The organism is Paenibacillus sp. JT31N11 (assembly GCF_056269285.1).
In genome coordinates this window covers 63,636-75,714 of the sequence record NZ_JBWDNQ010000018.1, presented here as the reverse complement: position 1 = coordinate 75,714, position 12,079 = coordinate 63,636, and the positions used below count along the sequence as shown (strand labels likewise).

At 45.9% G+C, this 12,079-nt stretch carries 3 protein-coding genes and 2 pseudogenes; all 5 read right to left on the bottom strand.

The window, feature by feature from the left end; all coding sequences use genetic code 11:
• Positions 1-986: 986 nt before the first annotated feature.
• The 5 genes and pseudogenes from AC0YNV_RS34980 to AC0YNV_RS34960 all read right to left on the bottom strand — a co-directional run bounded on the left by AC0YNV_RS34980 (position 987) and on the right by AC0YNV_RS34960 (position 12,048).
• Positions 987-2,621, bottom strand: coding sequence for an extracellular solute-binding protein (locus AC0YNV_RS34980; RefSeq protein WP_475772160.1), 1,635 nt, complete (start codon positions 2,619-2,621; stop codon positions 987-989).
• A 34-nt stretch (positions 2,622-2,655) separates the two neighbouring features.
• Positions 2,656-4,896, bottom strand: coding sequence for a helix-turn-helix domain-containing protein (locus AC0YNV_RS34975; protein WP_475772159.1), 2,241 nt, complete (start codon positions 4,894-4,896; stop codon positions 2,656-2,658).
• 95 nt (positions 4,897-4,991) lie between these two features.
• Positions 4,992-5,153 (bottom strand): annotated as a pseudogene (locus tag AC0YNV_RS34970) (alpha-L-fucosidase); the annotation flags it as partial.
• A 1,605-nt stretch (positions 5,154-6,758) separates the two neighbouring features.
• A pseudogene (locus AC0YNV_RS34965) lies at positions 6,759-7,006 on the bottom strand (transposase); the annotation flags it as partial.
• A 224-nt stretch (positions 7,007-7,230) separates the two neighbouring features.
• On the bottom strand, positions 7,231-12,048 hold the full coding sequence (locus AC0YNV_RS34960) for a discoidin domain-containing protein (protein WP_475772158.1): 4,818 nt from the start codon (positions 12,046-12,048) through the stop codon (positions 7,231-7,233).
• Positions 12,049-12,079 lie beyond the last annotated feature (31 nt).

Genomic DNA, 12,079 nt, shown 5'->3' with positions numbered 1-12,079 from the left:
TAATAGTTGCGCCATCCTGAATCTTTGATTTGAACTACACTACATGTTCGCTCGGTGACAGGCTTTCCGGATACGTTCCGGCGCCCCTTTGGCGCTTCGCTTTGGACAGAATCTGAACGAGGACTCCTGAAAATTCCGCTTCAAGATAGGCTCGATGACCAACTTCGCCGCCCTCTGGATGACCCGGTCCCGGACAGTGTGAATGTCGATTGGCCGCAGTTTGCCATCCTTCTTCGGAATGTAGTATGACAGTTGCCTTTTCAAGAGACTGTGGCCGTGCAGGAAAAGATGCTCGCCTTGTTTCTTGATGTCCGCTAGCGTCTCTCCGTCACGCCTGCCGCTCCTTTGTTGGCCCGCAACCCTCAGCCGTACCTCTCACGAGATTCCATCCGGTACATCTTGTCAGACACGGCATGAAATAGACGCTTCTGTTTTCCTTGGCCGCATGATCTAGATTCACTTGAACCGTTTCGGTTGGAGTCGTTAGCCGTTTGGCATTTACTGACTCGCACCTTTCTTCTAAAGCATAAACAAAGCAGAGGCCTCTGCAGGTTGTGATATACTGCGTTCCTTGGTACTACGCACCACACGGACTCCCTTCCTGCAGACGGCTCACCTCATCTTCAGGTCTTCTAGAGCGCCTCTTTTCGGGTTAGGTAAAAAAATTCCCATTCAGGGGGGCCTCCTCGTTCACTACATCCTCTTTCATACAAGCCACCGTTCCATGTTCCATGCAGCTTCCATGGCGTTGATACGCACGCGACTCGGCTTCCCTTCATCCCTCTCACGGATTTCGCCGTACGCAGGCATTCCAGCTACGCTGGGGCTGGTCCCCTCCCGAGACCGGACATTTACCCGGCTAGAAGATGTGTGCCTCGTTGCACGCAACGCAAAAAAACCCACCACGAAGTGTGGCAGGCAAATATGGACCGTAAGACGAACGGGAGAGTTCATGCAACAGAAATTCCGGGCTCTCGCTGACCGAATTAAGGAAGATTGAGGTGCGTATTCTGTTGGATTCTTCCGTAAGCCGTTTCGTATAACTGTATATATCGGTTTACGTTCAACTTCTTGAACCCGTTCACATAGGCATCCCATCCCACATCGATATCCTTGCCCCCAGTGACGAATAATACGGAGTATTGATCGACGTAGCGTTCGATCGCTGTCGTAAGCTGCGCGATTTCGTCGGCTTCTTCCGGCTTAAACGGTAAGGTGTTCGGAAGCACTTGCGTCGGTTCATGACCAACATATTTTTCTTTGGTTTCTTTAAACAACCGATATTCGTAGGAGTTCGGATCAAACACATTGCCCGTCGATGCAACAAACGTTTCCCGAAGCGCTTCCGTCAAACGAATTGGACCGCCTTGGCTCCAGGTTTCGTTCTGGACCATATTCTCCGACTGGTACGAGCCTGTTTTGTAGTAATATTTCGCTTGACCGCCATTGTAATCTTTGTCTCCAGGCTTCGCCGCCGTCCAGAATTTCCCTTCCGCCCCGAACGTGCTGTGAATTGTCCCTTCCTCCGTATACATGTAATCAGCAATCTTGATAGCAGCAATTGCCTGCTCTTTCGATGCTTTATTGGTGATGCACCAAATCCCGGTATTATAGGCGTTGGGATAATAACCGGTCAGCTGACCGCCTGGCCCCTTGAGCGGCGGAACCGCTACGTAGTCCTTTTGCAACGGGCTAGTCAGCGGTATGCCCATGGCCATATGTCCGGCTGGAAACGATCCCAATACTTCTGCCTGGTTGGTGCCTATTTGCTCAAGCGAGTCCAGATTTTGCGTAAAAGATGCTGGATCGATGAGCTTGTCCGCAAATAATTTATGAATGTATTTAAGCCCTTCTTTATACTCCGGCTTATCGCTGACAAACTCCAATTTGCCATCATTGATCCTTAAATACGTCATGCGGTCATTGTAAATAAACGGATTGATCATAAACCCGAATATATCGCCATTCCACGTATTGATTGCGCCACTGAGTGGAATTTCGTCGCTTTTTCCGTTTCCGTTCGGATCGCGCTCTTTGAAGGCCTTGAGCACATGGTAGAAGTCATCGATGGTTTCCGGCATATTCAACCCAAGCTTATCCAACCACTTTTGATTAATCCACATCTTCTGGCTGTAGGAACAATGGAAGCATTCGAGATTTTGGGGAATCGAATAGATGTTTCCGTCGGCGGATGTCGCCGCATTATTCAATGACGCATCTCCCAGAAAGGCCTTCTTGATATTCGGTGCGTATTGCTCAATCAGATCATTCAAAGGCAATAATACTCCCGAAGTTCCGTATTTGTATTGATCGGCCGGAGTCAGACCGGTCATGATGACTTCCGGGTAATCTCCGCCGGCCAGCATCAATTGTGTTTTTTGTTGAATGGAATCGCTGGGTGACAAGCTGAAATTCAGTGAAAGATTCAATTTACTCTCCAATTGCTTCGTAAACCAATTCGTTTCATAATCCTCAATTCTTGGCGATTGATCGGTAAAAATAGTCAGAGTTACAAACTCCTTCATTGTTGCAGCATCCGAGTCAGGCTTTGTGGTACAAGCAGTCAATAACATGGCCGACATTACGATTTCTGCAACCATTTTCATTGCTTTCCGTACCATTTATGATCCCCCTCACTACCTATGCTTGATCAAACTAGGCTGTCCCGCCGTGTGCTTTCATCCGTACCCTATACATGCTGGGTGAAACCCCGACAACCCTCTTGAATACGCGGCCAAAGGCAACAGCCCCGGAATAAGCTACATCTTCGGCAATTTCTTGCACAGATTTTTCTGTCTCCAGCAGATAGGTTTTCGCCAGCTCTATTCGGAGTTGTGTGACATAATCGATAAAGTTGACACCAAATTCTTCTTTGAATAGCTTACTTAAATTTTTCACTCCAATCCCGTATTTTTCGTTTAACAGCTCCAGCGACAAATTGGATTCGGTGAAATGCTCCTCTATATAGACCTTAACTACACGTATTAAATGGTAATGTTTCCCTTGTGCGCTATCCGCATGGATTTGATTGCACAGTTCGGACAATTCCGAATAAAGCTGGGTCTGAAGCTGTACAATTTCCTCAAACTGGTCAATCTGCAATTTCATCTTATCCAGACGGATTTGATATTCCCGTGACTGTTCATGCAGTTTTACCGGCTCTTGATGTTCCAACTGACTGATAAAATATAAAAGCAATCTAACCACGTCATCCCGGGAAAGACGATACGCTTTCATATTCATAAAGGCTTCCATGAACTTCTCTTTCCATTCTTCATTCTGAATCCGAATACTCTGGGCAAGCATCTGAAATCGCGCATATAAATCATAATAATATTTGCTGTTAGCTGCCATTTGCACTTCTTTATGATAGATAATATTGGCGGCGCCGGTGGTTGCTTTGTATTGAATGGCAGTACAGGCTTCTTTGTATGATTCGGAGATCGCCTCAATCGAGTCTGCTTGCTCCCCTACGCCAATCGTAATGGAAAACTTTAAATGATGATTCGACCAATCGTGAAACCTCTTTAAAACCTCTTCGAATGATCCTGCCTGCAGATCGCCGAACTGGATCAAACTGCAAAATCGGTTAGGGGAAACCCAGTCCGACCAGACGGTGCCTTCATATGAATCCACGATCTCCCTGAACACTTGGAAGAGTGTAAACCGTAACAAATTTTGATCCCGGAGTGAGTAAGACTCGCTAAACAGATGAAACCGGTCAATTTCAACGATAACACTCCATCGAAATTTCAAAAGCTCGGGGACTTGGAGCTTGAATACTTTCGCCTGCCATTCCTGCAGTGTGATCTTCCTGGCGCCCTCAATTACATCGTGGAAGAACTGCCTTTTTCGCAAGTGGATGTCTTCTTCCAGCAATAATTGAAATTGGGTGGATTGTTCGGTCATCAGATCCAAAGCCGATTCGATTATTGTAAACTCATTCTTTCCTTCTTGATGTTGGATCGATCTGACAAAGGGGGTTGAACGGATTCGTAAAAATATATTTTTGATCGGCCTATAATGTTTTCGAGTGTTTAAAATCATAAATACTGAACCGCATGCAACCAGCATAAGACCGATAATCATCCATATATTTGTCAGCATTCTGGTTGCAGAGACGAGTTTTTTATTTTGTGAACCGCTTGCAACAGTCCATCCTGTGTATGGAGAAACCACCGTAGACATAATGAATTGATTGTCTGTTGTTCCCATGAAGTTATCCTTCTTGGAATGGAGAAATGTGTTTCCTGAACGATCACTGATTTGAATTACGTGAAGCTTGAAATCGTAAAACGATTGGATCAAGCGGTTGATCGAGTTGGTGGAAATATTGACAACTATATAAATTCCATCTGTTGACGTGGAGGGATATTTCCGAACCAAGCTAATCACATTCGTGCAACCCTTAAGTGTAAATTCAAGAAAACAACGAGCACTAGACCAGCTTGCGGGAGTAGACTGGCCCATAACCATCTTAATAAACGGATAATCGTTATATTGCCGGAGTGACTGTATTGTACTTGTACTGACCACATAGTCATGTTTTGGATGGACAAGATAAATCGAATCGACAAGCGAATTAGATTCCTTCATTCTTAACAGCTTTTGTACGGTAAGGTAATTCAAATAATATTGATCTTTGGTACCGATTGCCATGAAATCGTTTATCTCCGAAGACTTGACAAGTTCCTTCAGCATGTCCTGGTCAATCATTTGTAATGTGGAGTCGACGGTTTGCATAACCTGAGCCGCATATTGCCCGCTGACATGTTTGATCTCGTCTTCGTTTTGCTGCATTAAAAAGTTAAAAAGCAAACACAGCAGAAAGGCTGCAACCGCCAAAAAAATAGACAAGTTAAACAAAAGCGTCTTGAAGAACCAGTTCTTGATCATGCTCTTTATCCCCCAATTGCAAGGCTGGAAGAATTCTTTTATAGAATGGAAATAGGATGGATAATCGCTCCAAGCGATCAAAAAAAGTGAACACCATGATGCTTGCAAGTCAGGATGAGTCCGCGCATTCCCGCCGACTTGCAAACTTCGACCCACTGCTCCACATCCAGTTCCGATGGATTGAAAGTAGAAGAATCCTCGTCCCCCAGTCCCCATTCCTTGTTTGTAAACGTATTCACAATACAGTGAATAAACGAATTCTGGATCCTCATGCAGTAAATAACGAACAGCTTTTTGTATTTCTTTGTCTGAAGAATTGCCTTAAATCTTTTTAATGGTAAATGTGAGCTTTAGATATTAGACTTTGTTCAATTTGCTGTATCTCCATCATAACCTCTGATCTCAGAAAAATAAAATATTCTTCACTAAATATTTCGACGAATTCCATGATATCCCTTTCTCACTCGTCTTGGAATGTAACTTTTTTCCTACGAAACTCTACAAGTTATGCAGGTTTCGTCTGCTTTGCTAACATAGCTATCGTATAATTTGATTGGGAGGCTAATTGTGTGAAAGCAACCTATCCTTAGTTGAAGATGTACTGCTTTATGGTGCTACAAGATGTCAAGAAAGGTTTTTTAGATTTTTAAGGTGTAAAAAGAGGCACAAGGTACTTCCTCTAGTTTCTTAGCCTCATAGTGAGAAGACACTTAAACTGAAAAGCGTAATGAGATGGCGTCCCGCGAAGCGATGTCCTCTGGTAGAGGACAAAGCCCAAGCGAAGGCGCGGGAGACTTAGGTTATTCACTTGTGGATGGAAGCAAAACAGCCTGAGTATACACAGAGAGGCCAGATTTTTTTAATCCACGACAATTGCGTGGAGAGCTTCCCGACCTCAGCGTAGAGATTTTTATGTGCATATCCTTTACCATCACTTGAACATTGGAATGAATACCCCTTTCGACATATCTCCAACAATTGTTTTACAAGTAGATCAATTGCATTTTATATGGATTTACTGCTAGTCTACCCTATAACTTAACAAAACCTGATTGGCGACGCTGACAGAAAAGGCCATTCCCGTGAAGACATTTCGAGAATGGCCTTTTGCTTCCCGTTTCGCTCAGTACGATAGCAGCAGGTTGATAGCCTGATTGAGATGAGGATATTTCTCCGATTCCTCCAGAGACCTTTTCTCCGCATAGAACAGATCCTCCTCTGGGCTTGGAATGAGGAAGCCGCATTGAGAGCCGAGATTGTGTACAGGCAGACCATAGCGGGTCAGGCGTCCCGCGGATTCGAGCATAGCCCGAAAGGCGTTGATCAGATGCAGGAACTGGACTGGTGGGGATGCTCATGAAGGCGCTGATGGCATGAACATCGTCCAGGCCGTCACTAAAGCTGTTTTTCCTTCTAATCTTCTCATAATTATCTCTCCTTCTTAAATGGTTGAACACCAGTCTACACCCTCCCCAGCAGGGGAGAGTCAAGAAGGAGAGATAACTTTTTTCTGCCGATTTAAACCGTGCCATTTCCTCCGCTTAACAGGTGTTGTCGATGGTTCTCTGTTGATCAATCAATCAATATATCTTATTCGGACAAAACCAGGGACATCTGATCGTTCTCTTCGGAGGGCATATCGTAAACATACGTGATTGGGCGGCTTTTTGAAATAATCTCGGTCACTGCATCATGCTTCAGAAGATATAATTATCTACTCCTTTTAGTTATTGGACTAATTACATTTGAACCTATATTTGAAATCGGACAGAAAATATATATCCGGTGACAGATATAGGTTTTCTTTTTGGCTAAATATGAGTATAAATCGGTATTTTATACATATGTCTCTGTTGTTAAACGATATAAAACTTCCCTTTTAGGGCGTACTTCGAACGCTCGACGATATCCAGGTCAGACAGCTCAAAAATTGCCTTTAAGAGCAAATACTTAAACATTCGAATCGGTCAATCGCGCTCTTTAAGTTCTTCATAAACAAAAGAAAAGTCAACAAGTTCATTGATTTGTCGCAACCTATTACTTTCTGAATCACTAAGTTATAAAGTTCTATATAAGGGCTTAAAGCCAAGGAATGTTGTTGTTTTATCATCACATTCACCTACTCGGTGTAGTACCTTAAATTATACAGAAAAAAAGCATAGTTCCTCTCAAAATTCGAGAAGAATTATGCTTTTTTACATATCAAGAACTTTTTCAGTGGCCTCGTGCAATACAGGAATCATCTTTTGTCGGCTGTCTAACAGCCTCCTTTTTAAAGTGTCTTTGACAGGGGGCCAGATCAACGTCCGCTCTTCTCTTCCCCCTAATTTCTTATTAATGCGCAGCGTTGTAGATATTGTACAGCATAACTGCCGCTTCCGCGCGCGTTGTCGGCGCTGTCGGCTGAATTTGCTCGTTGTAGCCCTGAATGATGCCGCTCTTAATCAGATATTCGAGGCTATCCTTCGCGTAGGCGGCGACAGAATCGCTGTCTCTGAAGTCTTCTAGACCGGAAGCTGTCTGCTCGGACAGTTCTTTCTTCGCCGCTTTCAGCGCTTTCTCCGTCAGGACAACCATCTCTTGTCTGGAGATCGGATCGATCGGCAGGAACAGGTTATCTCCAGCGCCGGTTGTGATGTCGAGGCCTCTTGCCGCAAGCAATGCTTCACTGTAATATGCGTCGGCAGGGACATCGGCAAACGCTTCTCCCGCCTCGCCCTTCAGTTCCAGCATACGCATCAACAGTACCAGGAAGTCCGCTCTTGTAATTTGCTGCTTCGGCTCGAATGATTCGTCCGAGATGCCGTTGACGATTCCTTTGGACGCAAGCACCTCGATTTGGTTTTTCGCCCAATCAAGCGGCGTGATGTCTTCAAACGTTTTTTGTACAAACCCTACGACGAATGTGCCCGGCTCGGTTGCGTTAAAGATTACTTGACCCGAAGCCGTGTCGTATTTGCCGCTCGTTACCGGCTTGGCTTGGCCTGCTTCGTCAATCGCCCAGACGACGATATGCTCAGGATCGGCCAATTCGGCTGCGCTAGGCTGGTACGGAATTTGTACGGCAATCGGTCCAGACCGGTCATTCCATGCCGGAGCTGTGCCGTCAGATTCTACGGTCAGTGTAACCGACGGACGATCGCCGACTTGTTCCTTAATCGTTTCGCTCAGCTTGCCTTCTTCCGGCTCGCCGATATAGAACTCTACCGTGTCGGCGGCAGACTCGCTGCCTTGCAGCAGATCGGTCGGTACGGAAATCGAAGCCAGCGGCGTTTTAATTTCAATGGTTACAGGCGTCGTCTCGTCGCCAAGCACGGCTGCCGGAAGCTTTTGCACATAACCCTCAGCGCCTTCCGCGTTCAGCTCGATGTTGACGGTCGTGTTGCCTGTCGGATCGGCTTTGGCCGCTGCAATCGCTTTAGCCAAAGCGTCCCTATCTACGGATGCCGTTCCGATTTTGGTCGTATCGTCCACAGCCACTTCCGGCTTGATTGGATTCGACGGCGGATTCGTAGGCTCTGTAGACGGCTCCGGAGACGGCGATGTTGTCGGCGTCGGTTCCGGCGTTGTCGGTGTCGGTTCTGGTGTTGTCGGTGTCGGTTCTGGTGTTGTCGGTGTCGGTGTCGGTTCCGGCATTGTCGCGCTTACCTCCGCGGATGCCGTACTTTCTCCATTTGAATTGATTGCAGTGACTACAAAATAGTAGGTGGTTCCATTTTTCGGATCCGTTACGACATAGCTATGGGTCGTATCGTTTACTTCATCGTATTCCGCATCCGCCAACGAGAATCCCGGCGCCGTATCTCTGTATACCCTATAGCTCACCGCTCCAGATACTGTGTTCCAGCTAACCGTTACCTGTCCGTCTCTGGCCGCCGCCTCAACACCCGTCGGCGCTTCAGGTACTCCGGGCAATGGCACCTCCGGCGTCGCGCTCACCTTTAACACAAAATTTTGCGTGGCGCTTATTCCGTTTACATTCGTGCCGTTAGATCCATAGAAATACGCTGGCACACCGTTTCTAAGCAATACGGCAGGCCTTTCGAATTTGCTTGTGTTGCCGTAAGGGTAGACTGAATACGGAGGTATGGCGGTATAGTCCGACAGCAAGCCAAACCCGATCTTCGCATCCGCTAAATCAAATGAAAGGCCATCATCCGACTCCCATAATATGCCGTAGCCCAATACACCTGTATTATCGCCAAAATTGTCGGTAGTCAATAAATAATATTTTCCGTTCATTTCAAAGGCTGTGGCGTCTTCAATATAGCTTATATTGTTGGTGATCGGGGCGTCGCTTTTCACATACCCCGTTTCCAGCGTATTGGAAACGGCGTAACCATATTTTGCGTCCCCGACCGCCCCGGCTTTAAAGTATATATAGTATTTATCACCTATTTTTAAGATATCACAGTTATCGGTTCCCAAGCCTGAGCCTACGGTCCAACCCGTACCGGAGCGATCTGCTTCAACAACAACTCCGTCACCGGCCTCTCCCGCGAGGGTCCACGGTCCGTCCAGGCTGTCGGCAACCGCCATGGCTATTTTTTGCCCGGTTTGATTACTCGCGGTTTGGACTATATAAAGCAGAACGTATTTATTATCGATCTTTTTAATCCGTACATTGTGGGGTGACCTTTGACCGGCGGGAAGATTCTCGTTGTCAAAAACGGTTTCCAGCACGGTGAAAGGCCCTTCCGGGCTGTCGCCCACAGCGTGAACGATTTCACCTTCCGTCGTCCATGCGCCCATTCCTAACTCCGAGGGCCATCGGATAGCAAATAAATGTGTTTTTCCATCATCGCCATCTATCGGGTCTATGCACCAGTAATACCAGTCCTTGTCCGAAAGCGCCGGCCCTATATATTCCATATCTAGCGCCAGATCGCTGTATGGCAAATTCAAGCTTTTACCAACGCCGGACAACAGCTCATTATCCGGGGTGTTGTTTTTTGTGGCAGCGTATACATTGCTGCTGGTGGCGATTTCCTCGCCCTGAATGATAGCTGCCACAGAAAAAGTATTGTATGTCAGCGGTTTCAGGTTGGTCACGGTATAAGTTGTGCCGGTAATAGGCTGCGTGTTGAGTTTTGTTGAATTCCTGTATAAATTGTAACCCGTCGCGTCGGCCATAGTCTCCCATGAAAGACTGATACTTGAATCTGTTATATTCGATGTTGTCAAATTCATTTCTATAGTTACGAAGTCTAAAAGGATTTTTATGAAGTTATCTCCCTCACTGGCCGTTATATTGTCAATCCATACTATATTGTCCACATTCGCGGGAAACTTGTTCTTGATCATACCTAGGCGAATATTCTCAAGAAAACGGTTTTCCGTATTTTTAAAGAAAATATACCCGTCGAAATTTTCGGGAATTTTAAATCCTCCCGATACATTATCATATTGTATCGTAATGAATTGTTTTAACGCTGTGTCGAAACCTGCCGCGTCAGCTTTTGAAAACTGGGCGCTGTCAACGTCTGATATCTCTAACGTGCCACCTGATGTGCTCTTTATCTGAAACATTATATTGTACATGCCGACTAATTTGTTAATGTAGGCATCTAAACCGTTTGCGCCTCCTTCGCCCGAATTCGAATTATTAGAAAGCATTAATGCTTTGTTCCCGGATAAAACGGCGCCCGTTACAACGTTCCGGCTTTGACCAGACACAAGTGTGCTGCCCGGCGCCGTTTCCCCGTCGGAATATCCTTCAAAGTCTTCAATCATGCTAGAGCCGGTTAAGAACGGGACGTTGTAAATTTCAATCTCGTCCACGTTAATGCCGTTTGACTCCCCGCCCAGTACAAACCTGACAAAATTAGCGCGTACCAAAGGCAGTTCGCATTCCTTTAAATCGTTATCCGTTTTGGCGAATGTAAACGATTTGATCTCAGTCCACGAGTCGTCCTCGCCGTCGTCTGATATCAGAACCTTTAATGATGCAATTCTTTTCATGTCCTGAGTTTCATAAAGCCTTATCATATTAAAAGCAACAGACTCACCAAAATTCACCTGAATCCATTGAGGCGTGCCGTCCGCTGAAGCCCACCTGTCATAATTAGTTCCTGCAGGATTGCCGCTAAACGCCTTATCCGGTGTCAGCACCGGGCCGCCGGAATAGTAACTGCTGGCAGAATAGCTTCTGCCGCTGCCTCTTGCGAGGTTTGGTGACTTTTGCGTTGTAAACGACACCTCTTTAGCGGGTGCTCCGCTATATGACACGCTTATAGAAGCGTTTACCGGCTCTATATTGGCGGCTATGGGGTTGAATTTAAAAGAAGCTATGTTTGAGCTTGCATTGTAACTGAAATTATAAACCGGAAGGGCTTGATATTCCCCGCCGTCACTCTTAATTTTAATGTTAAAATCATCAGCGGTAACAGTTTCAACGTCATCGCTAAGAACAACTTCGACCGAGCCGTTGGTAGCGGTTACAGATCCAATTTCCGCATCCGGCGCGTTATAAATTTCAATCTCGTCTATGTTAAGTCCATATCGGTTTCCAGTAAACATAAGTCTTACAAATTTGGACGTTACGGGGAATACTAAATCTAAATCTTTTAACGCGTCACCTGACGGACTAAACGTAAATGTTCCAACTAAGCTCCAAGAATCGTCCGTGCCGGTATCTGAGATTTGAACCGCAATTGACGTAATTCTTCTTTCCGACGGGGTTTCATAGATCCTTAAACTGTTAAAAGTAACCGACTCGCCAAAACCCACTTGAATCCAAGGGTTTGTTGCATCATCATCAGCAGATCCCCAACGGTTGAGATCTGCTCCTGTCGTGTCGCCGTCAAAGGCATTTTCCGGCGGTAAAGAGGGGCTTGGAAAAGTGCTGCTTGCGGAATAGAATCTACCACTGCCTCTGGCCAGGTTTTCCAAGCCTGTCGGCGCAAACGCGGGAGTTATGTCGGTAAAAATATATTCGTTAGATTCCTCGTTTGCGAATTCACTATCTCCCTGCTGGCTTTGAGTAAGCTGATCAGATGGATTGTCCTGCCATAATTCCAACTCCGCAAGCTCGTCAGCAACCATCGGATTGACCTCTTCAGCCGCAAATACGATATTTGTCGACAGCACGGATACGGCCATCGCCAGTGTTAATACAATGCTTATGCCTTTCTTCAGACTTGCTTTTAACATTCTGTATTCCTCCCACTATAAAGTAATGTTT